Annotated in this window: 22 protein-coding genes; 9 read left to right on the top strand and 13 right to left on the bottom strand. The window is 68.1% G+C overall.

Translation table 11 applies throughout. The features are described from left to right. Positions 1-60: 60 nt before the first annotated feature. From ACW9UR_RS03685 to ACW9UR_RS03670, 4 genes are read right to left on the bottom strand one after another with little or no spacing between them, the layout of a single operon-like run. A complete protein-coding gene (locus ACW9UR_RS03685) occupies positions 61-1,089 on the bottom strand; it encodes a glycosyltransferase family 4 protein (RefSeq protein WP_458915553.1) in 1,029 nt (342 codons plus the stop codon). A gap of 3 nt (positions 1,090-1,092) precedes the next feature. Then, complete coding sequence (locus ACW9UR_RS03680) at positions 1,093-2,085, bottom strand: glycosyltransferase family 2 protein (protein WP_458915552.1); 993 nt, start codon at positions 2,083-2,085, stop codon at positions 1,093-1,095. 11 nt (positions 2,086-2,096) lie between these two features. Then, a complete protein-coding gene (locus ACW9UR_RS03675; RefSeq protein WP_458915551.1) occupies positions 2,097-3,020 on the bottom strand; it encodes a glycosyltransferase family 2 protein in 924 nt (307 codons plus the stop codon). Positions 3,021-3,023: 3 nt separating this feature from the next. Continuing rightward, entirely contained in the window at positions 3,024-4,262 is a 1,239-nt protein-coding gene (locus ACW9UR_RS03670) for an oligosaccharide flippase family protein (RefSeq protein WP_458915550.1), read from the bottom strand. Between the two features lie 219 nt (positions 4,263-4,481). Between ACW9UR_RS03670 and ACW9UR_RS03665 the strand changes: the two genes are divergently transcribed. Then, a complete protein-coding gene (locus tag ACW9UR_RS03665) occupies positions 4,482-5,690 on the top strand; it encodes a polysaccharide biosynthesis/export family protein (RefSeq protein ID WP_458915549.1) in 1,209 nt (402 codons plus the stop codon). Between the two features lie 19 nt (positions 5,691-5,709). Here the strand turns inward: ACW9UR_RS03665 and ACW9UR_RS03660 are convergent, their stop codons facing one another. After that, the gene (locus ACW9UR_RS03660; protein WP_458915548.1) at positions 5,710-6,348 is read right to left on the bottom strand and encodes a ChrR family anti-sigma-E factor; all 639 of its coding nucleotides are present in this window, start codon (positions 6,346-6,348) and stop codon (positions 5,710-5,712) included. Then, positions 6,345-6,911: a sigma-70 family RNA polymerase sigma factor gene (locus ACW9UR_RS03655; protein WP_458915547.1), complete on the bottom strand. Its 567-nt coding sequence runs from the start codon at positions 6,909-6,911 to the stop codon at positions 6,345-6,347. The genes ACW9UR_RS03660 and ACW9UR_RS03655 overlap by 4 nt, the downstream gene beginning before the upstream one ends. 216 nt (positions 6,912-7,127) lie before the next feature. Here ACW9UR_RS03655 and ACW9UR_RS03650 point away from each other — a divergent pair, with 216 nt between their 5' ends. After that, entirely contained in the window at positions 7,128-7,742 is a 615-nt protein-coding gene (locus ACW9UR_RS03650; protein WP_458915546.1) for an isochorismatase family protein, read from the top strand. A gap of 15 nt (positions 7,743-7,757) precedes the next feature. On the opposite strand, the gene ACW9UR_RS03645 is transcribed toward ACW9UR_RS03650, so the two are convergent. After that, complete coding sequence (locus tag ACW9UR_RS03645) at positions 7,758-8,252, bottom strand: lactoylglutathione lyase family protein (RefSeq protein ID WP_458915545.1); 495 nt, start codon at positions 8,250-8,252, stop codon at positions 7,758-7,760. A 100-nt stretch (positions 8,253-8,352) separates the two neighbouring features. Here ACW9UR_RS03645 and ACW9UR_RS03640 point away from each other — a divergent pair, with 100 nt between their 5' ends. From ACW9UR_RS03640 to ACW9UR_RS03610, 7 genes are all read left to right on the top strand, one after another. Beyond that, positions 8,353-9,243, top strand: coding sequence for a LysR family transcriptional regulator (locus tag ACW9UR_RS03640; protein ID WP_458915544.1), 891 nt, complete (start codon positions 8,353-8,355; stop codon positions 9,241-9,243). A 92-nt stretch (positions 9,244-9,335) separates the two neighbouring features. Then, on the top strand, positions 9,336-10,637 hold the full coding sequence (locus tag ACW9UR_RS03635; RefSeq protein WP_458915543.1) for an NAD(P)/FAD-dependent oxidoreductase: 1,302 nt from the start codon (positions 9,336-9,338) through the stop codon (positions 10,635-10,637). Continuing rightward, positions 10,634-11,404 carry a DUF1365 domain-containing protein gene (locus ACW9UR_RS03630; RefSeq protein ID WP_458915542.1) on the top strand — a complete coding sequence of 257 codons (771 nt, stop codon included), beginning with the start codon at positions 10,634-10,636 and terminating at the stop codon, positions 11,402-11,404. Before ACW9UR_RS03635 ends, ACW9UR_RS03630 begins: the two co-directional genes overlap by 4 nt. Next, positions 11,401-12,561: a class I SAM-dependent methyltransferase gene (locus ACW9UR_RS03625; protein ID WP_458915541.1), complete on the top strand. Its 1,161-nt coding sequence runs from the start codon at positions 11,401-11,403 to the stop codon at positions 12,559-12,561. Before ACW9UR_RS03630 ends, ACW9UR_RS03625 begins: the two co-directional genes overlap by 4 nt. Beyond that, entirely contained in the window at positions 12,554-13,801 is a 1,248-nt protein-coding gene (locus ACW9UR_RS03620; protein WP_458915540.1) for an MFS transporter, read from the top strand. Before ACW9UR_RS03625 ends, ACW9UR_RS03620 begins: the two co-directional genes overlap by 8 nt. After that, entirely contained in the window at positions 13,798-14,367 is a 570-nt protein-coding gene (locus ACW9UR_RS03615; RefSeq protein WP_458915539.1) for a DUF3833 family protein, read from the top strand. The genes ACW9UR_RS03620 and ACW9UR_RS03615 overlap by 4 nt, the downstream gene beginning before the upstream one ends. 5 nt (positions 14,368-14,372) lie before the next feature. Then, positions 14,373-15,092 carry an SDR family NAD(P)-dependent oxidoreductase gene (locus tag ACW9UR_RS03610; RefSeq protein ID WP_458916161.1) on the top strand — a complete coding sequence of 240 codons (720 nt, stop codon included), beginning with the start codon at positions 14,373-14,375 and terminating at the stop codon, positions 15,090-15,092. A gap of 133 nt (positions 15,093-15,225) precedes the next feature. On the opposite strand, the gene ACW9UR_RS03605 is transcribed toward ACW9UR_RS03610, so the two are convergent. From ACW9UR_RS03605 to ACW9UR_RS03580, 6 genes are all read right to left on the bottom strand, one after another. Next, complete coding sequence (locus tag ACW9UR_RS03605) at positions 15,226-16,698, bottom strand: mannitol dehydrogenase family protein (RefSeq protein WP_458915538.1); 1,473 nt, start codon at positions 16,696-16,698, stop codon at positions 15,226-15,228. A 35-nt stretch (positions 16,699-16,733) separates the two neighbouring features. Next, positions 16,734-17,507, bottom strand: a complete 774-nt coding sequence (locus ACW9UR_RS03600) for an L-iditol 2-dehydrogenase (protein ID WP_458915537.1) — start codon at positions 17,505-17,507, stop codon at positions 16,734-16,736. Beyond that, positions 17,504-18,508, bottom strand: a complete 1,005-nt coding sequence (locus tag ACW9UR_RS03595) for an ABC transporter ATP-binding protein (RefSeq protein WP_458915536.1) — start codon at positions 18,506-18,508, stop codon at positions 17,504-17,506. The genes ACW9UR_RS03600 and ACW9UR_RS03595 overlap by 4 nt, the downstream gene beginning before the upstream one ends. 12 nt (positions 18,509-18,520) lie before the next feature. Beyond that, positions 18,521-19,351, bottom strand: coding sequence for a carbohydrate ABC transporter permease (locus ACW9UR_RS03590; protein ID WP_458915535.1), 831 nt, complete (start codon positions 19,349-19,351; stop codon positions 18,521-18,523). A gap of 10 nt (positions 19,352-19,361) precedes the next feature. Beyond that, entirely contained in the window at positions 19,362-20,228 is an 867-nt protein-coding gene (locus ACW9UR_RS03585; protein ID WP_458915534.1) for a carbohydrate ABC transporter permease, read from the bottom strand. A gap of 113 nt (positions 20,229-20,341) precedes the next feature. After that, positions 20,342-21,649, bottom strand: a complete 1,308-nt coding sequence (locus tag ACW9UR_RS03580; protein WP_458915533.1) for an ABC transporter substrate-binding protein — start codon at positions 21,647-21,649, stop codon at positions 20,342-20,344. Positions 21,650-21,706 lie beyond the last annotated feature (57 nt).

Genomic DNA, 21,706 nt, shown 5'->3' with positions numbered 1-21,706 from the left:
AGGCCCGGCAGGGGGGCTTCGGGTGCCGGGCGCTCCGCCTGGATCGGAGCGTCCGTGGTGTCAGGCAGCGTCGGAGGCGCTGCGCGTCTTGCCGTCCGTCGCGACCAGCTCGCCGACCAGCGCGGCCCAGGCGCCGGCGAAACGCTCGGTGGCTTGCATCGCGTCCTTGCGGGCTCGAGCGACGGCGATGTGGAGGGCGGGGCCGCTGTCCGCCAGCCGTGTGATGGCGCGGGTCCAGTCGGCAACGCTGTCGCCTTCCACAACAGTCGCGCCTGCAGCGACGTGGTCCTCGAGTCCGTCGACGGGCGAGACCAGCAGCGGACGCCCGGCGGCGCGGGCCTCGAGCGCGACAAGGCCGTAGGCCTCCCAGCGCGAGGGCATCGCGACGGCGTCCAGCTCGTCCATGGCCGAGGCCGCGTCGAAGACGAAGCCGGTGAAACTGATGCGGCTGTCGCCGTCGGCGCGCGCCTCCAGCGCCTCGCGTTCCGGGCCGTCGCCGATGATGCGAAGGTGCAGATCCTCGCGGTCGGTGGCGCGGAAGGCGTCGATCAGCCGGTCGAAGCCCTTCTGGGCGTCGAGGCGGCCGATGGCGCCGAAGGTGCGGGGCTGGGTGTAGACGGGACGCAGTTCGGCGAAGGGCGTAACGTCGACAGCCGAGGGGATCACGCGCAGCGCCGGGGCGGCGACGAGACCGCGCTCGACCAACCAGGCGCCCTGCGCTTCCGACACCGCGACGACCTTGTCGAACAGCGAGTAAGCGATGCGCAGCAGGGCCATGAACCGTCCGCGGCGGGAGACGTTCAAGGCGGTGAAGGCCTCGGTGTAGCTGTGCTCGACATGGATTACCGGCAGGTGAGCGTAGCGGGCGCGCAACGCGACAAGCATCGGCAAGGCGCGCCAGCTGACCGAGAGGTGCGAGACGATCACGTCCGCGCCCTCGACCGCCGGGGCACCGAAGCGGCCGCGCTCGACGGTCTGGATCCTGTGGGTGGCGAAGGCGCCCAGCGTGGGATCGGTCTCGAGATGCTCCAGCACGCGCATCACGCCGCCGGCGGTGGTGTCGTCGATCAGGTGAACGATGGTGGTCATGACTCAGGCTCCTTCGGTACGGGGGGGGCGGCGCAGAAGGGCTTCGAGACGGGCGAAGCCGGACTTGCCGATCAGGGCGAGGACCAGGGCGGCGGCGCCTGTGGTCAGGGTCTTGGCGGGCTCTTCGACCAGTGGCCGGGCCGAGGAGGCCAGCGACAGCCGCACCAGTTCCAGCGCGCGGGCGCCGTCACGGTCGCTGACAGCGCGGCGCGCGAGGTAGCGCAGCTGATAGGCGCGGGCGGCGGGGGTCTGGCGCGCGAAGAAGGTCGGGTTGTGCGGCGTGAGCGTGTCGACCATGCGCTGCCAGGCGGCGAACTGGCGCTCGGTATTGGCCGAGAGCCCGCCCTGGTTCACGCGGTACTGCGTCAACGCGCCGGGCACACCCTCGATCTGCCAGCCGGTGGTGAGCATCAGGCGCAGCCAGCACTCGATGTCCTCGGACTGGCGGAAGGTCTCGTCGAAGACCCAGTCGCGCTCGGTCTCGGTACTGGGGCGCCAGGACAGATCGGTCAGCGCCTCGCGGCGGATCACCGGGGCCGACCCGTTGCCGATCGGGTTGCGCTTGAAGACATGGGCCGCGTCGACGCCGCGCAGGCGGGGCGACTGGGTGATGCCCATCGAGCGGCCCTGCTCGTCGATTAATTCGGAGCCGGAATAGCTGATGCCGACGCCGGGCTTGGCACGCAGGTGCGCGAGGTGCGCGGCGAGCTTGCCGGGCAGCCACAGATCGTCGCTGTCACAGAAGCCGACGAACTGGCCGCGCGCCTCGGCGATGCCGGTGTTGCGCGCCCCGGCGAGGCCACGATTGGCCTGCTGCACGAGGCGGATACGCGGGTCGTCGAAGCTGCGGACGACGGCGACGGTGTCATCGGAGGAGCCGTCGTCGACGACAACGATCTCGAAATCGGTGGCGGTCTGGGCCAGCAGCGAGCGCAGCGTGTCGCCGATGGTGGCGGCGACGTTGTAGGCGGGGACGACGATCGTGGCGTGGGGCATGACGGCTCCTTTCAGCGGGCGAAGAGCGCGCCCGACAGGCGGCGCGGCAGCAGCGGGTTGAGGATGGCGGCGGCGGCGGTGAATGCGCCCCGGCGGCGGTCGGCGAAGAAGCCCGCGGGGCTGGTGCGCAGCGCCGTCGCGGTCAGGCGCAGCGCGGTCATGCGTGGTCCCTGCAGGCGCAGCGCACGGCGCGCGAGGTAGCGCAGGTGCACCGCCTCGTCTGCGGGGCTGGGGGTGAAACCCAGCTTGCGGGCGCTGGCGAGCGCAGCCTCGCGGCCCTTGCGCATGGCCTCCAGGTCCGAGGACAGGCCTGTGGGGCTGGCGCGGTACCAGACCATCATCTGCGGCAGGCCGATCAGCTTCGCCCCCGAGCCGGTCAGGCGGATCAGCCATTCCAGGTCCTCGTTGTGGACCATGTCGCGGTCGAACCCGCCGGACGCGGCGAAGACATCGCGGCGCACGGCGACGTTCGACATGGTGCAGACCGGGTTCTCTCCCAGAAGGTCGGCGACGCCCAACGGACCGGGCACGACTGTAGAAAAGACGCGCGCCGTGTGCGGCTGTTTGTCGAAGAAGGCGATCCGGCCATAGCAGGCGTCGACGGTTTCGTCGGTGAAGGCGAGGTCGAGGACCGCCAGCTTCTCGGACCACCAGAGGTCGTCGGCATCGAGGAAGGCGACGATCTCGCCGCTGGCGTGGAGCAAGGCACCTTCGTTGCGGGCATCGCTCGGCCCCTTGCCGAGGCTGGCCTCGCGGCGGATGCGCGGATCATGGGCGGCGGCGGCCTCGATCACGGCGGCGGTCGCGTCGGTCGAGCCGTCGTCGATGCAGATCGCTTCCCAGTCGGCGAAGCTCTGGGCGCGAAGGCTGGCGAGGGTCTCGGGCAGCGTTTCGGCGGCGTTGTAGCAGGGGATGACGATCGAGAAGCGCGGCATGGATCAGGCCTCCTGGGGGACGGGGCGAAGGGCGGCGGTGAGCGGGGCCAGCGCGGCGCCCAGCTGGGTGACGGTGGCGACGGCCAGGTAGCCGGCGGCGAGCGCGACCAGCCCGTGCGGCGCCATCAGCACCGTGTTGGCGACCAGCGCGAGGGTCATCGCCAGCGTGGCGGCGAACTCGACCTGCGGGCGGCCCTCGGCGCGGAGCCACTGGGCGGCGGCGGCCCAGATCACGCCGGGGATCGCGGCGAGGCAGAGGATCGAGACGACCTGGTGCAGGTGGGCCCATTTCTCGCCGAAGAGGATCGGAACGTAGACCGGGGCCATCAGCGCCTGCAGCACCACGGCGGGGCCGATGATGCCGACGGCCAGCAGCAGCGCGCGGCGCAGCGCCTCGGCCCGGTCGGCGGCGGCACAGAGATGCGGGAAGAGCACGCGGGAGAAGGCCATCGAGAACGAGGTGGCGAGGCCGAGCCCGGCGTTGAACGCCATGAAGTAAAGACCCAGTACCTCGGCGCCCATCAGCGCACCGATGACCAGTTTGTCCGCCTGGAGGCGCGCGGCCTGCACGACCTCGACCCCCAGCACGGCCCAGCCGTACGTGATGAAGGGCTTGAGCGGCGCGTAGCCCTGCGAAAGGTCCGCCGTCCAAGGGCGCAGGCGGCGCACCGCGACCAACCAGATCGGCGCGGACAGCAGACGCGGCAGCACCAGCGCCAGCGCGCCGGGCCAGAAGATCGCCAGGACCACCGACATCAGGTTCGCGCCGACGACCTGCGCCCCCGCGATCATCGCGGTCTGCTTCAGCAGGCCCTCGCGCATTGCGAGCGCAACCTGCACGAGCCCCGCGGGCATGAAGAGGTACTCGCAAGCGAGGATGAAGATCAGGCCGAACAGCATCGCGCTGCCGCCCATCGCCCAGAGCGCGGCACCGACGGCGACCTGCAGCACAAAGAGGCCCAGGCACCAGGCCCAGAAGATCCGGCGGGCCGTGGCGCAGGTGGCGGCAAGCTCGTGCTCGGGCGCGGCGATGATCCGCTGCACCGCGCCGTTCTCGGTCAGCGCCTTGAGGATGTCCGAAGCGGCCATCGCAGCGGCGGCGAGGCCGATCGCGCCCGCGTCCATGGTGCGCGCCACGGCCACGACGACCAGCAGCCGCGAGGCCTTGGCCGCGACCTCCGAGGCCGAGTAGGCCGCGAGGTTACGGGCGAAAGGTCCGATGCGGTCGACCAGTGCGGTCATGCGGTGGCGCTCCATCTTGGGCGTTGCGTTGCCAAAGGGATAACCGCCGGGACCGGGCATTGCGCGTCCGCCTTGGGACAGGAGGGATGCGCGGAAGGACACAGTTCTATACCGAGGGATAGGTCATTGCCCGAACGCGTGGACTTGGCGCAAAGCGGCGACTATTGTTCCGCCCAAGCCGACGCAGACAGACGGGGCGCGAAGAGGTTGAGACGGGCAGTGAAAACGGGCTTGGCGAGCTGCGCCTTGGCGGCGCTGGCGTCCTGCGCCTCGTTCACGCCCGCAGACAACATCGAGAATGTCGACGCGGGACAGGCCTACCAGGCGCAGTACCGCAGTCCCACGCCGATGGCGCAGGGCACCAAGACGCTGAAGTCGGATCTGATCAACGCTCAAAACTGCATCCCCTGGCGCGGCGGCGCGCCGGGCGCCGGCAAGGGTGTCGGCGTGACGCCCTCGGCGCTGCTGGGCGAGATCCTGTCCCGCGACGATCTGCTGGAGCTGAACATTCCCGACGACGAGGTGTTCTCGGGCGCCTATGTCGTCAGCCGCGACGGCAAGCTGAAGGTGCCCTTCATTGGCGCGATCCCGGCGCAGGGCCGCAGCCCGGAGGCAGTCGCGAACGACATCGCCCGCGCCCTGGTCGCGGGTGACTACTACCAGGACGCGCCGCGCATCTCGCTGCTGGTTTCGGATTTCGCCCCTGCCCGCGTCGCGGTTTCGGGCGCAGTGTTCGAGCCTGGCCCCCGCGATATCGGCGGCGTGCCCGGCGACCAGGTGGATGCGCTGCGGCAGGCGGCGCGCGGCTCGTCGACGGAAGGGCGGAACCTCAGCGTCGCGCTGCGCGCTTCGGGCGGAGTGCGGCCGGACGCCGACCTATCGGCGGTGGAGCTTTACCGCAACGGCCGCAAATACGTGCTGGACCTGCGCCCGGTGATCGACGGCCGCGCCTTTGAGGACGTGATGCTGATGACCGGCGACGAGGTCGTCGTGCACAGCCGCCAGTGTTTCCAGTCGGACCTGATGGTGCCGAGCCCGATCAGCCCCCCTGGGGTGTCGCTGTTCATGTCGAACGTGACCCAGCCTGCCGACAGCAATGCGCAGTCGGCCATCGGGCGCGAGGTGCGCGAGGTGCCCTATGGCACGCGGATGATGCAGGCGGTGGTTGACCTGAACTGCGTCGGCGGGGTGCGGGCGACCAGCGCCGACCGCTCGGCGGCGCTGTTCTCGCGCAACCCGGTGACGGATGTTTCGGTGGTGGTGCAGCGCCGGATCGAAGAGATGCGGGTGCGTGCGGATCGTGACGATTTCGACCCCTACCTGCTGCCGGGCGATGCGCTGGCCTGTTACGACAGCGGCGTGACCAATATTGCGGACGTGGGCCGCGTGCTTGGTCTTGTCGCGCTGGGCGTCGCGCTGGCGAAGTGACGCCAGCGCAAGAGATCATTCAGATCCGGAAGATCGGCTGAAGCAGACGCGGCACCAGCGCGTGGAAGCGCAGCGGCGCGTCGGTGGCGGCCAGGCAGATGCAGGGCTCGCCCATGCCGGCGACGGGGGTGTGATCCAGCTCCTCGTCCGCGACCTCGACATCGCCGACGCCGAAGTGCCCGGTCTCATCGCTGAAACTGCCCTGTAGGACCATCGTCAGCTCGGTGCCCTTATGGCCGTGATCCGGGACCGCCTCTCCGGCGGGGATGTAAAGCAGCCGGACCGAACCCTCGGCATCGGCGCTCAGGATCGTCTGCCGGATGCCGCCGCCAAGCTTGCGCCAGCGTGGCTCCTTGCCGCCCAGTGCCTGCGCAACCGGGCCGGGGTAGATGCCCATCGGGCGCACTTCCGCTTCAACCGGTTGAGGCTCGTCCAGCATGGAGAGCAACCGGTCGCGAAGCGCGTCGCCGTTCATCTCGGACGCATCCAATGTATCAAGCACGGCGCCGCCCGCGGCCTCTTCGGCCTCGAGCATTGCACGGCACTCGTCGCATTTCGACACATGCGCGGCGACGACCAGCGAGAACCCGTGGGGCAGGCTTCCGGCGGCGTAGGCGCGGATCATCGTCTGGGGGATATGATGCGTGATGCCTTTCATTCGGTTCTCAGGTCTTTCAGCTCGTGTCTCAGTTTCTCGAGCGCCAGCCGGATCCGGGACTTGATCGTTCCCAGCGGCAGGCCGGTCTGCTCACTTATCTCGCTATGACTGAGCTCGCCCAGGTAGGCTTGCTCGATCACCTTGCGCTGCTCGGGCTTCAGCCCGGCCAGCGCGCCGCGCAGCCGCCGCGCCTCTTGGTCGAGGGCCAGCCGCTGCCCGGCGTCGGTCTCGGGTGCATCCTCGACCTTCAGCGCCTCCGGTACGGGCTTGCCGGTGCGGCGGATCACATCGACGTGACGATTTCGTGCGATCCGATACACCCAGGCCGAGGCCGAGGCGCGCGCCGGGTCGAACTGGTGCGCCTTGTGCCAGACGCGCAGCATTGCGTCCTGCACGATGTCGTCCGCCGCAGCGCCGCGGCAGTTCTGCCGCGCCAACATGGCCCGCAGGCGGGGCGCATAGTAGTCGAACAACTGAGCGAACGCGGCCTTGTCGCGCCGGTCGCGCACGTCGAGCAGCCATTGGGTCTGCGGTGTCAGTTCCGTCCTTGTGTCGTCGTCCATCACGTGTGCCACGCGCAAAGCCGGGGGGCGGGCCCCCGCCCACGCTGTAAAGTCCTCGGTCGCAACATCGTTCTGGACAAGCATAACCGGTGTTACGCTGGCAGAAAGGGGGCGGATCACCGAATATGCGGATTTTCTTTCGCATTTGCCAACTGCGCCGCGCATGATCGTCCGCGCCCCCCGTGCTACCCTGCCGGGAACGGCCGGAGGTGCGGGATGAGCGACGTCGACATCTATCGAAAACAGCAGCTTGGCGGCACGATCGTGCCCGGTCGCCGGACCGCGCTGATCGTCGTCGACTTCGTGAACGGTTTTCTCGATCCCGAGATGTTCGGGGGCGGGAACACGTTGGAAGCGGCGCAGGCGACGGAGCCCGAGCTCGCCGCGTTTCGCGACCGGGACCTGCCGGTGGTGTTCACGCGTATCGTCTATGCCGCCGACGGCTCGGACGCGGGCGTCTGGTGCGAGAAGGTTCCCCGGCTGAGGGACCTGACCGAGGACACTCCCGCCAGCCATGTCGCCGACATCCTGCGCCCCGTGCCCGGCGAATTGGTCGTCCGCAAGACCCAGGCCTCGGCCTTCTTCGGCACCGGCCTGGGGGATGTTTTGCGGGCACGTGGCGTGGACACGGTAGCCGTGGCGGGTGCCACCACCAGCGGCTGCGTCCGCGCCACCGTGGTCGATGCGGTGAGCGCAAACTTCAGGCCCTATGTACTGTCCGATTGCGTCGGCGACCGGGCGCAAGGACCGCACGAAGCGAACCTTTTCGACATGCAGCAGAAGTACGCGAACCTGATCTCCTCGGACGAGGTGGCGGCACTTCCTGGTTGAGCGCCTTGCACGGCCTCAGGCGTAGGCACCCGCCGAGTAGGTCAGCTCGTAGCCGTGGCTGTATATCTCGAAGACGATGCCGAACGGGTCCTCGACATAGACCATGCGATAAGGCTTTTCGTCGGGGAAGTATTCGCGCACAGGCATCCGCTGCTTGCCGCCCGCCTCGACGATGCGTGCCGCGAGGCCTTCGACGTCGGGGTCCTGGATGCAGAAATGGAAGAGCCCGTTGCGGCGGTAGTCGAGGTTGTTCTCGGGCGGCGTGTTGCCCTCGAACTCGAAAAGCTCGATGCCGATGCGGTCGGCGGTTGCGAGATGGGCGATGCGCAGGCGCCCCCAGCCAGGGCCGAACACGTCGGTGCACATGCGCCCGATCTCGCTGTCGTCCTCGACCACCTCGGTCGGTTTCATGATGACGTAGAAGCCCAGCGTTTCGGAATAGAACCGCACGGCGGCGTCGAGGTCCGGCACCGAAAGGCCGATGTGGGAGAAGGCGCGGGGATAGGTCATGGAAAGTCTCCTTTGTTTGCGTTCACCGCGGATCTAGGCATTCGCGACCCACATGAAAAATTATCGTTTGGAATGGATTTTATAATGCTACGTTTTGAGCATGCTGAACGCGACCTGGATCGAAACCTTCACCACCCTCGCCGAAGAGGGCAGCTTCACCGCGACCGCGCGGCGGTTGAACATGACGCAGCCGGGCGTCTCGCAGCATGTCCGCAAGCTCGAGCAGGCCTTGGGCGCGAAGCTGGTCATGGTCACCGGGCGCGACCTGCGGTTGACGGATGCCGGGCACGAGCTGCGCGCGCTCGGCCTGGCGCGCCGCGCCGAGGAGGCCGCGCTTGCCGTGCGGATCGGGCGCGACGACCCGGAGGCCGGGCGGGTGCGGATCGGGGCATCGGGCAGTTTCGCCAGTCTGCTTTATCCGCGCCTCATGGACCGGCTTGCCGTCGCCCCCGCGCTGGAGTTGCAGCTGACCGCCGCGCCGCAGGGCTCGCTGATCGAGGCGATCTCGGCCGGGCGGCTGGACCTTGCGGTGGTGGCGCGGGACCCCGGCCGGGCCGGGATCGAGGCCCAGCAGCTGGGGCATGAGGACCTGTGCCTGGTGCTGCCGGGGACCGCGCCGGACGGGATGCCGGCGCTGGAAGATCTGGACACGCTGGGATTCATCGACCACCCGGACGGGGCGGCCTATGCCGAGATGCTGATGCAGCCCAACGTCCCCGGCTTTCGCGGCGCGGCGGCGTTGCGGCGGCGCGGTTTCGTCAACCAGATCACCCAGATCCCGCTGCCGGTCGCCTCGGGTGCCGGCTACACGATCCTGCCCCGCAGTGGCGTCGACGCCTTCGCGGGGTCCGGCAAGCTGCGCCTCGCCCCCCTGCCCCGCCCGGTACGGCAGACGCTCTGGCAGATCCGGCCGGCCGGTCTGCCAATACCCGCACGGCTGGCCTGGATGGCGGACGAGATCGCCGCGCTCGCGCGCACGCTGACCGGCTGATCCGCAGGGCCGATACCCAGCGTGAATTCTTTTCGCGCCTTTTGATCCGGGTGCTCTAACCTGTCGTATCGCTCGAAAAATACGGAGACTTTATGCCCTTCGACGCCATGCGCCCCCGCCGCCCCCGTATCGCCGTGATCGGAGGTGGCATATCCGGTCTGTCCGCCGCCTGGGCTCTCGCCGACATCGGGCACGTCACTCTGTTCGAAGCCGAACCGCGCCTGGGCGGGCATGCCCGTACCGTGATGGCAGGACGCAACGGCGATCAGCCCGTCGACACCGGGTTCATCGTCTTCAACTATGCCAACTACCCACACCTGACGCGGCTGTTCCGCGATCTTGACGTGCCGGTCGAGAAAAGCTGCATGAGCTTCGGCGCGACCATCGACGGCGGTAAGCTTGAGTACGGGCTGAAGTCCCTTGACGCGGTGTTCGGCCAGCGCCGTAACCTGGGCGATCCGCGCTTCATGGGCATGCTGCGCGATATCTTTCGTTTCAATGCGCGCGCCGAGGCGGCGGCAGTCTCGGACGACGTGACCATAGACGAGCTTGTAGATGGGCTGCGCCTCGGCGACTGGTTCCGGCGCTACTACCTGATGCCGATCTGCGGTGCGATCTGGTCCACCGGGGCCGAGCGCGTCGGCGACTTCCCGGCCCGCACTCTGGTCCAGTTCTTCCGCAACCACGCATTGCTCAGCGCCACCGGGCAGCACCAGTGGTGGACGGTCTCGGGCGGCAGCGTGGAATACGTGCGGCGGCTGGAGGCGGCGCTGACCGCGCGCGGCGTCGACCTGCGCCCCGGCTGTCCCGTTGTCACCGTCCACCGGGACGAAACCGGTGTGACCGTGCGGACCGAGGCCGGAGCCGAGGGTCCGTTCGACGAGGTTGTCTTCGCCTCGCACCCGGACGCCACGCTGCGCATGCTCGGCCAGCCCTCGATGGAAGAGGTCAATGCGCTGTCGGCGATCCGCTACCAGGACAACCGCACGCTGCTGCACAGCGACACTGGACAGATGCCACAGGCGCGGCGTTGTTGGTCTTCCTGGGTCTATCAGGCGGAGACCGGGCGCGATCAGGCCGGGATCGGCGTGACCTACTGGATGAACCGTCTGCAGAACATCCCCGAGGACGATCCGCTTTTCGTCACGCTCAATCCACTGCGAGAGATCCCCGAGCACTTTGTCTATGACGAGGTCACTTTCCGGCACCCGGTGTTCGATCGCGCGGCGCTGCGGGCGCAGCGGCGGATCTCGGCGCTGCAGGGCCAGCGCGGCACCTGGTTTGCCGGGGCGTGGACGCGGCATGGCTTCCACGAGGACGGCATCGCCTCGGCCATGCGTGTCGCGCGGCTGATGGCCCGGCAGATCGCCCGCCCGGTCGCGGAGGCCGCATGACTGCTTCCCGAGTTCTCAAGCCCCGGCATCTTCGGGGCCGAACGGTCCATGCCCGACGCGGCGCGCTGAGGCACAGCTTCGATTACGGCATCGATTACGTGCTGATCGACCCCGAGGCCCGCTCCGGCCCCCGGCTTTTCTCGCGCAACCGGCTGAACCTGGCCTCGGTCGATGACAAGGACCACGGCGGGGTGCGCGGCGCGGGGCGAGGGTCAATCTGGGCGGAAGAGGTGTTGCGCCGCTCTGGCCTTACGCCGACGCCGGAAAGCCGGCTGTTGCTGCTCACGCAGCCCCGGTTCCTGGGCTACGTCTTCAACCCGGTCAGCTTCTGGCTGCGGTTCGAGGGTGACGATCTGGTCGCGGTGATCGCCGAGGTCAACAACACGTTCGGTGACCGGCACTCCTACCTGTGCGCGCGTCCCGGCTTCGCGCCGATCCGCCCGCAGGACCGGATCGCGGCGCAGAAAGTGTTTCACGTCTCGCCCTTCCAGCAGGTGACCGGCGACTACGAATTCCGCTTCGACTTGAGGGGCGGGCGGATCGCGATCCGCATCGATCACACCGCCCGAGAGGGCGGATTGATCGCAACTCTGACCGGCGAGCTGGCGCCTCTGACCAACCGCGCCATCCTCGGCGCACTGATCCGCAGGCCGCTGGGCCCGGTCCGGACGATTTTGCTGATCTACTGGCATGCGCTACGCCTTAAGGCCAAGGGGGCGCCCTATCGCACCCGCCCACAACCGCCGCTCGAGGAGATCAGCCGATGACCAGTTTCCTGTCCCGCCGCATCCAGCACGACTTTCTTGAAAGCTGCGAGGGGATCCGGAACGGGACGCTCCGCGTGGTCACGCCCGAGGGCGACGTGCACGATTTCGGTCAGGGCATGCCGCAGGCCGAGCTTCTGATCCACGACTGGGCCGCCATCACTGCCGCTGCCGCGCGGGGCGATATCGGCTTCGGCGAGGCCTATGTGGCCGGGCTCTGGGACACGCCCTCGATCGAGGCAGTGACCACGGTGGCGCTCAACAATCTCGGCGCGCTACAGGGCTATGCCTACCCGTCAGTGCTGGCGAACCTGAAATTCCGCGTCGTGGACCGGATCATGCGCGCGAACTCGAAGCGCGGCGCGTCGCGGAACATCCGGGCGCATTACGACGTCGGCAATGAGTTCTACCAGCTTTGGCTGGACCCATCGATGACCTATTCCTCGGCCCTGTTCGCGCCGGGAGACGACGATCTGGAGCGGGCGCAGGCGCGCAAGTACGGTCGTATCCTGGGTCGGCTGGGCGAGGGCGAGCGGGTGCTCGAGATCGGCTGCGGCTGGGGTGGGTTCGCCGAGACCGCCGCCGAGGCGGGGCGTGACGTCACGGGCATCACGATCAGCCCCTTGCAGAAGGCCTGGGCCGAGGCCCGGCTGGACGGCCGCGCCGACATTCGTTTGCAGGACTATCGCGCAACCGAAGGCCGTTTCGACAACATCGTCTCGATCGAGATGATCGAGGCGGTCGGTGCGCGCTACTGGCCCGCCTATTTCGGCACGCTGCGCGACCGGCTGGCCGAGGGCGGGCGTGCCGTGGTGCAGGCGATCACCGTGCCGGACATGTACTTCGAGACCTACCGCAAGGGCTCGGACTTCATCCGGCATCACACCTTCCCGGGCGGGATGCTGCTGAGCAACGAGGTCATCGCCGAGCAGGCCCGCAATGCAGGTCTTCGGGTCACCGACAGTTTCGGCTTCGGGCAGGACTATGCCCGCACCTGCCGGATCTGGGCCGACCGGCTGCGCGCGGAAAGCGCCCGGATCCTGAGCATGGGCCACGACCAGCCGTTCCTGCGCAGCTGGCTCTACTACCTCGAGATCTGCGCCGCCTCGTTCGCGGTCCAGCAGACAGACGTGGTGCAGGTCGAGCTTGCCCATGCCTGAGGCGGGAACGCTTGCGATGCGGGATCCTCGGATCGGGCCACGGGTGGCGCTGGTCGCGGGGTTCCTGGCGTTCGCAGGTGTGCCCCTCTACATCCACCTGCCGCGCTTCGCCGCCGAGCTTGGCATCCCTTTGGCAACCATCGGTCTGTTGCTGCTGGCGCTCCGGGTGATGGATTTCGTGCAGGACCCCGCCCTGGGCTGGCTGGCCGAGCGGGTTCGGGACCGCCGCCCGCTGCTGGCCGCGCTCGCCCTGGGGGGCATGGGCACGGGCTTTGCTGCCGTGTTCTGGCTTCAGCCGGGCGTTGCAGGGCTGGCTGCCGCGCTGGTGCTGGTCTTCACCGCCTACAGTCTGGGGACGATCCTGTTCTACGCGCAGGGCGCGGTGCTGGTCGGCTCGGGCGAAAGCGGCGGGCACTACCGGCTGGCGGGCTGGCGCGAGGCCGGAGCTCTGGCGGGGATCGTCGCCGCCGCGATGCTGCCGGTCCTGCTGGCCGCGGCGTTCGGGCCACTGGGCGGCTATGCGGGCTTCGGGTTGGTGCTGGCGCTGGCCGCGCCGCTGGTGTGGCAGGCGGGGATGCCGCTGTGGAGCGCCGCGCCGGGCCGGGTCGGGAAGGCGCCACGCCTCAGCGCCTTCCGGCAGGCAGGCGCCCTACCCCTTCTGGTGCTGGCGCTGCTGGACGCGCTGCCGGTCGCGGTGACCTCGACCCTGTTCCTGTTCTTCGTCGAGGACCGGCTGGCCCTGCCCGGTCTGGCGGGGCCGTTCCTGGTGCTGTTCTTTCTCTCGGCGGGCGTGACCGCACCGCTGTGGTCTCGGCTGGCTGAACGCTTCGGTGCGAAACGCGTCCTGCTTCCGGCGATGACGCTGGCGCTTTTTGCCTTCGCCGGGGCCTCGGTGCTGCCCGAGGGCGCGGCCTTGGCTTTCGGCGCGATCTGCATCGTCTCGGGTGCGGCGGTCGGGGCGGATCTGGTGATCCTGCCGGCGCTCTTCGCCGCTACCCTGTCCCGCGCGCGCCTGCCCGAGGCCATAGGGTTCGGCGCATGGAGCTTCGCGAACAAGGCCGCGCTGGCATTGGCCGCCGGTGTCGTGCTGCCGCTGCTAGATGTGTCGGGCTACGTGCCGGGGCAGGACAACGGCCCCGAGGCGCTGGCAACACTGAACGCCGCCTATGCACTGCTGCCGCTGGCGCTGAAACTGCCCGCGGTGGCGATGGTCGCGCGCCTGCCTGGGGAGGTACGATGATGCTGCCCTGGGTGCTGCTCGCACTTGCATTGACTGCGCTGGCGCTGATCGCCGCGCGGCGGACGTTCCTCAGCTTCGGGGCGCAATCGCCAGCCGACTATGCGGACGCCGGACCGGTATTCGATCCGCGGCAGCACCTCTCGGGACCGATGGTCTCGGAGGGAGTAATCTTTGGACCGACGGGCCGGATCGCGGGTCGGTTCACCGCGCGGATGAGCGGCCGCTGGAACAACGACGGCGGCGTGCTGGACGAGGTCTTCGAGTTCGCCAGCGGCAGCACCATGCGGCGGGCCTGGACCCTGCGCGACCTTGGCGGGCAGCGGATGGAGGCGACGGCGCCGGACATCGTCGGCAAGGCGGAGGTGGAGCGTACCGGCGCCGCGATGCGGATGCGCTATCGGCTGCGGCTCGACGACGATGCGGGCGGCCACGTGTTGACGGTGACGGACTGGCTCTACCTTGCGCCGGACGGGGCGGTTCTGAACCGCTCGGAAATGCGGAAGTTCGGGATCAAGCTGGCCGAGTTGGTCGCAACGATCCGGCCGATGGAGGAGGGCCGCCCGTGACACACCTGTTCGAAGGCCGCCGCTGGTGGCTGGTCGGCGCGAGCGAAGGGCTGGGCGTGGCCATCGCCAAGCAGTTGGACGCCGAGGGCGCCTCGCTGATCCTGTCTGCACGGAGCGAAGACAAGCTGCGCGAGATCGCCGGCGGCCTGCGCGACGCGCGGGCGCTGCCGGTGGACGTGACGCAGCCCGAGTCGGTTCGGCAGGCGGTGGCGGAGGCTGGCGAGATCGACGGGCTTATCTATTGCGTGGGCTATTACGATCCGATGGCGGCACCCGATTGGGACCCCGAGGAAGCGGCGAAGATGGGCGAGATCAATTTCGTCGGCGCGCTCAGGCTGCTGGGGCATGTGACCCCGGCCATGGTCAGGCGCGGCACCGGGCGGATCGTGCTGATCGGCTCGCTCGCCGGGTTTGCGGGACTGCCACGATCGATCGGCTATGCCGCGAGCAAGGCCGGACTGATGCACCTGGCCGAGGACATGCGGGTCGACCTGAAGGGCACGGGGGTGACCGTACAGCGGGCGAACCCCGGATTCATCCGTACCCGGCTGACGGACAAGAACGATTTCAACATGCCGCAGATCATGGAGCCGGACGAAGCGGCCGGGCATGTGGTGCGCGCGATCCGATCGGGGCGGTTCTCGACCAGTTTTCCGAGGCCGTTCAGTTGGGTGTTCTCGGTCGGGGGGAGCCTGCCGACCTCGCTGTTCCAGCGAATTTTCTGACGGCCCGAAGCGGCGCCCGGTCCGGCCGGGGGCCTCCGGCGGGGATATTTGGGGAAAGTGGAAGGCGGGACGCCGCGCTACAGGCAGGCGTCCCGCAGTCCCGGGCGATCGCGTTTGGTCTGGGAGGACGGGATCAGCCCAGGTAGTCGCGCAGCACCTGCGCGGTGCCCTTCTCGTGCAATGCGGTCAGCGCGGCGGCGAAGGCTGCGCGGAAATGGCTGTCATCCGCGAGCGGGCCGTAGATGTCGCGCATGCCAAGCCAGAGGTCCGGCTCGTCCTTGGCGCGGCGTGCCAGGTCGTGCAGCCGGTCCCAGTCCGGATCGTTCGGGGCGATCTGGCGGCCCGCATCATCGACGCCGAAGCAGTAGCGGGCCCAGAGCGCCGTGCCGAGAGCCAGGCCGGGCACGTCCCGTCCAGATGCGCGGTTGTCGATGGCCGAGGGCACGATGAACTTGGGCTGCCGGTTCGAGCCGTCGAAGCAGAGGCGAGCGATCGTGTCCTCGATGCGCGGGTTGGCGAAGCGCGCGCGCAGCAGCGCGTGGTAGTCTTCCTGCGTGGCGCCGGGAACAGGTTCGACCACGTGGTAGACCTCGTCGCGTTCGACCTTGTCGAAGAAGGACGAGACCAGCGGGTCGGCCATCGCCTCGTGGGCATAGGTCAGCCCCATCAGCGCCGAGGGATAGGCGATCAGCGCGTGGCCGCCGTTGAGCATGCGGATCTTCATGTGCTCGTAGGGCGTCACGTCCTCGACGAACTGGACGCCGACGCGCTCGAGTTCGGGGCGGCCGTTGCAGAACCTGTCCTCGAGCACCCACTGACGGAAGGGCTCGCAGAACACCGGTCGGGCATCGTCAAGGGCGTGCGCCTCGCGCAGGTCCGCCTGCCGCGCGCCTGTGGTCGCCGGGGTGATGCGGTCGACCATGCCGTTCGGGAAGGTGACGGTGTCCTCGATCCAAGCGGCGAGGTCCGGGTCCTGAGCGCGGGCGATGCCCAGCACCGCGGCGCGCGTCACGTCACCGTTGTGCGGAAGGTTATCGCAGGACATCACGGTAAAGGGCGCGGCCTTGGCGGCGCGACGTGCGCGCAGGCCCGCCACGATGGCGCCGAAGATCGTGGTCGGCGCATCCGGCGCGGCAATGTCGGCGCGGATGGAGGGATGTTCGGGGTTGAAGCCGCCGGTCTCGGCGCTGACGAAATAGCCGCCCTCAGTCACGGTGAGCGAGACGATCCGCACCGCCGGGTCGCGCATCGCGGCCAGGATCGGCCCGTGGCCCGGCTCGACCGGCAGGAAGCCGGTCATCACGCCGACCACGCGCACGGCATCGCCCTCGGCGTCCTGCTCGGTCACGGAATAGAGGCAGTCCTGCGCCAGCAGATCCTCGCGCATCGCGGCGTCGGCGGGCATGACGCCCGCGCCGAGGATGCCCCAGGCCGGATCGCCACCCTGCGCCAGAAGCTCGTCGCAATAGACCGCCTGGTGGGCGCGGTGGAAATTGCCCAGACCCACATGCAGGATGCCGCCCCTGAGCGCGGCACGGTCGTAGCCGGGAGCCGCGATGCCGGCGGGCAGGCTGCCCAGGGTGGCGTTCGCAAGTTTCGTCGCCATGCTTGATCCCTCCGTTTTCGGGTCCCGCAGCAGGTTCAGCTCATCCACTGGCCGCCATCCACGTTGTAGGTCTGGCCGAGGATGTACTCGGCCTCGTCCGAGGCGAGGAACACGGCCATGCCCGTCAGATCTTCGGCCCGGCCCATGCGCCCGTAGGGCACGGCCTCGCCGACCTCGCGCTTTTTCTGGCCGGGGGCCTTGTTCTCGTACTTTGCGAAGAACGCGTCGACGCCGTCCCAGTGCTCGCCGTCCACGACGCCGGGCGCGATGGCATTCACGTTGATGCGGTGCTCGATCAGGTTCAGCGCCGCGGATTGCGTCAGGCTGATCACCGCGGCCTTGGAGGCGCAGTAGACCGCCACGAGCGACTCGCCCCGGCGGCCGGCCTGGCTGGCCATGTTGATGATCCGCCCACCGCCGCCGCGCTCGATCATGTGGCGCGCGACCGCCTGCATCGTGAAGAGCACGCCCGCGACGTTGATCGCGAACACGCGGTCGTAGTCGGCGCGGTCGATCTCGACGATGGGCGCGGCAGTGAAGAGCGCCGCGTTGTTGATCAGTACGTCGATCCGGCCGAGCCGCGAGACGGTATCGGCGACGGCGGCGTCGATGCTGTCCTGACGCGTCACGTCCATCTCGACGGCGATGGCCTGCGGGCCGATCGCTTCGGCCGCCTGCCTGGCGCGGGCGATGTCGATGTCGGCGATCGCCACCTGCGCACCCTCGCGGACATAGGCCTCGGCGAAGGCCAGGCCGATGCCGCGCGCCGCGCCGGTGATCAGCGCGCATTTGCCTGCAAGGCGGCTCATGCGATGCGCAGCCCCTGCTGGTCGAAGCGGTGGATACGCTCCTCGTCGGGCGTCAGGTAGATCGTGTCACCGGCGTGCAGCGAGACCTCGCCGCCCGCGCGAACGGTGACGGGATCCTCGCGGCCCTCGAGATGCACGTGGAAGAACGTGTCCGAGCCGAGGTGCTCCGACACGCCAACCTTGCCCTTCCAGTCGCCCTCGGTGGGCGAGGCGGTGATATGCTCGGGCCGGATGCCAATGGTGTGCGCGCCCCGCTTGTCAGCCTCTGCACCGGTCAGGAGGTTCATCTTGGGCGAGCCGATGAAGCCCGCAACGAAGACGTTACGCGGCGTGTGGTAGAGTTCCAGCGGACTGCCCACCTGCTCGATAACACCGGCCTGAAGCACCACGATCTTGTCGGCCATAGTCATCGCCTCGACCTGGTCGTGGGTCACGTAGATCATCGTGGTCTTCAGACGCTCGTGCAGTTCCGAGATCTCGAGCCGCATGCCCACGCGCAGCGCGGCATCGAGGTTCGAGAGCGGCTCGTCGAAAAGGAAGGCCGCCGGCTCGCGGACGATGGCACGGCCGATTGCGACGCGCTGGCGCTGACCACCTGAGAGCTGTCCCGGGCGGCGGTCCAAGTAGTCGGTCAGGTTGAGCACCTTTGCGGCGGCTTCGACCCGGCGTGTCTGCTCGGCCTGGTCCAGCTTGGCCATGCGCAGCGGGAAGGCGATGTTCTTGCGCACGCTCATGTGCGGGTAAAGCGCGTAGCTCTGGAACACCATCGCGAGGCCGCGCTTGGCGGGCGGGATCGTGGTCGCGTCGGTGCCGTCGATGCGGATCTCGCCGCTGGTGACGTCCTCGAGCCCCGCGATCAGGCGCAGCAGCGTGGACTTGCCGCAGCCCGAGGGGCCGACGAAGACGGTGAACTCTCCGTCCTCGATGGTCAGGTCCAGCGGCGGGATGACCTCGACGTCGCCGAAGCGCTTGGTGACTTTGTCCAGTACAATGCGTCCCATGTGCTTTCTTCCTTATTTCACGGCGCCGAAGGTCAGACCGCGGACAAGTTGCTTCTGGCTGAACCAGCCGAGGATCAGGATCGGTGCGATCGCCATGGTCGAGGCGGCGCTGAGCTTGGCGTAGAACAGGCCCTCGGGGCTCGAGTAGCTGGCGATGAACGCCGTCAGCGGTGCGGCTTTCGCAGCGGTCAGGTTCAGCGTCCAGAACGCCTCGTTCCAGGCGAGGATGATGTTCAGCAGGATGGTCGAGGCGATGCCCGGTACGGCCATCGGGGTCAGCACGTGCAGGATCTCTTCCTTGAGGGTCGCGCCGTCCATGCGGGCGGCCTCGAGGATCTCGCCGGGGATCTCCTTGAAGTAGGTGTAGAGCATCCAGACGATGATCGGCAGGTTGATGAGCATCAGCACGATCACCAGGCCGATCCGCGAGTCGAGCAGGCCCATCTGGATGAACAGAAGGTAGATCGGGTAGAGCACGCCCACCGCCGGCAGCATCTTGGTCGAGAGCATCCACATCAGGATGTCCTTGGTCCGGCGGGACGGAACGAACGCCATCGACCAGGCCGCGGGCACCGCGATGATGATCCCCAGCAGCGTCGAGCCGCCGGCGATGATGATCGAGTTCCACAAGAAGCGCATGTAGTCCGAGCGCTCTTGCACGATGGCGTAGTTCTCGAGCGTCCAGTCGAAGTTCAGGAACAGGGGCGGGCTTGCGATGGCCTGCGCCTCGGTCTTGAAGCTGGTCAGGATCGTCCAGAGGATCGGGAAGAAGATCAGCAGTCCCACACCCCAAGCGAGGGCGGTGTTTACGATCTTGCGGGGTGTCTTGACGGCGCGTGCCATTGGATCCTCCTCAGGCGTCCAGGTTCTTGCCGACGATGCGCATCAGGAACAGCGCGACGATATTGGCGAGGATGATGGCGTAGACGCCACCGGCCGAGCCGAGTCCGACGTTCTGGCTCTCCAGCACGCGCTGGTAGATCAGGTACGTCAGGGTGCGGGTGCCGAACGAGCCCTGCGTGGTCACAAAGATCTCGGCGAAGATCGACAGCAGGAAGATCGTCTGGATCAGCACCACGACCGTGATCGCCCGGCTAAGGTGCGGCAGGATGATGAACCAGAAGCGTTTCAAGGGCGGCGCGCCGTCCATCTCGGCGGCCTCCAGCTGCTCGCTGTCGAGCGACTGAATCGCGGTCAGCAGGATCAGCGTCGCGAAGGGCAGCCACTGCCAGGCGACGATCAGGATGATCGAGAACAAGGGCGCCTCGGACAGCCAGGACACCGGCTCGGCGCCCAGGAACTTGGCGAGATGCGCGAAGAGGCCGTTCACCGGATCCATGAACATGTTCTTCCAGACCAATGCCGACACGGTAGGCATCACGAAGAACGGCGCGATCACCAGGATGCGCACGACCCCCTGCCCCCACATCGGCTGGTCCAGCAGGATCGAGAGCAGTACGCCGAAGATGATGGTGATCGCCAGCACGCCGCCGACGATGATCAGCGTCGTCTGCACCGCTGGCCAGAACGAGCTGCTGGTGACGAAGCGGACGTAGTTGTCGAAGCCCACCCAGCCCAGGTCGCCGCCGCGCAGCGGTAGGTACTGCTTGAACGAGAACCACAGTGTCATCGTCAGGGGCACGAGCATCCAGCCCAAGAGCAGGATCACCGCAGGTGCCATCATAAGCCGGGCAGCGGATCGGGAATGCTGGGTCGCCATGAGACGTCTCCTCCGGGCGCAGCCGCTCAAGGGCCGCGAGGCAGGCTATCGGTCTAGGAAATCAACGAATGCCCCAGGGGACGCTGGCCCGCGCCCCCCGGGTGGGAGAGGAGTTAGCGGTAGCCCGCTGCTTCCATCTCGTCAGCCGTCAGGGTCTGGGCCTTCTCGAGCGCCTCGTCGACGCTCTGCTGGCCTGCGACCATGGCCGAGAACTCCTGCCCAGCGGTGGTCCCGATGCCGGCCCACTCGGGGATCGCGACGTACTGGATACCGACATAGGGCACCGGGTCGACCGTCGGGTTCGACGGATCCGCGGCGTTGATCGAGCGCAGGGTCATGTCCGCGAAGGGCACTTTCTGGTACTCGGGGTTCTCGTAGAGCGAGGTCCGCGAGCCCGGGGGCACGTTCGCCCAGCCTTCGTTCTCGGCTACGAGCGCGAGGTAGTCAGCCGAGGTCGCCCAGTTGATGAACTCCTTGGCGGCCGCTTCCTTCTGAGTACCCGCAGGGATCGCCAGCGCCCAGGCCCAGAGCCAGTTCGCGCGCTTCTCGACGCCTTCCTTGTTCGGCGCCAGCGCGAACCCGACCTTGTCGGCCACGCTGGAGTCGTTGGGGTTGGTCACGAAGGACGCAGCCACCGTGGCGTCGATCCACATGCCGCACTTGCCCTGCTGGAACAGCGCCAGGTTTTCGTTGAAACCGTTGGTCGAGGCACCCGGCGGGCCGTAGTTGCTCAGCAGGTCGTAGTAGAAGCTGACCGCCTCTTTCCACTCGGGGCTGTCGAGCTGCGGGTTCCAGTCCTCGTCGAACCAGCGCGCACCGAACGAGTTGGCCACCGTGGTGATGAACGCCATGTTCTCGCCCCAGCCCGCCTTGCCGCGCAGGCAGATGCCGTAGATCTCGTTGTCCTTGTCGGTCATCGCCTCGGCGGCGGCCGCAATGTCGGCCCAGGTCGGCTCTTCCGGCATTTCCATGCCGGCGGCTTCCATCAGGTCGGTGCGGTACATGACCATCGAGCTTTCGCCGTAGAACGGCGCGGCGTAGAGCGTGCCATCATGGCTGAGACCTGCGCGCATCGCGGGCAGGATGTCGTCTGCGTTGTAGCTGTCGGGAAGATCTGCCAGCGACACCAGCCAGTCATTGGCCGCCCAGATCGGCGTCTCGTACATGCCGATGGTCATGATGTCGAACTGGCCGCCCTTGGTGGCGATGTCCTGGGTCACGCGCTGGCGCAGCACGTTCTCCTCGAGCGTCACCCACTCGACCTCGTGGCCGGTCTTCTCGGTGAAATCGGCAGTCAGACCCTGCATGCGGATCATGTCGCCGTTGTTCACGGTCGCGACCGTGATGGTTTCGGCCGAGACGCCGGCGGCTGCGATAGCCAGGACGCTCGCACCGCAAAGGGCACGGATAGGCGATGTCATCATTTTCCTCCCTGATGAGCATTTATTCGTGTTGTGATTAATTGCTCATATCTAGGC

Source organism: Halovulum sp. GXIMD14794 (assembly GCF_054457455.1).
This window is presented reverse-complemented; position numbering and strand designations above follow the sequence as displayed.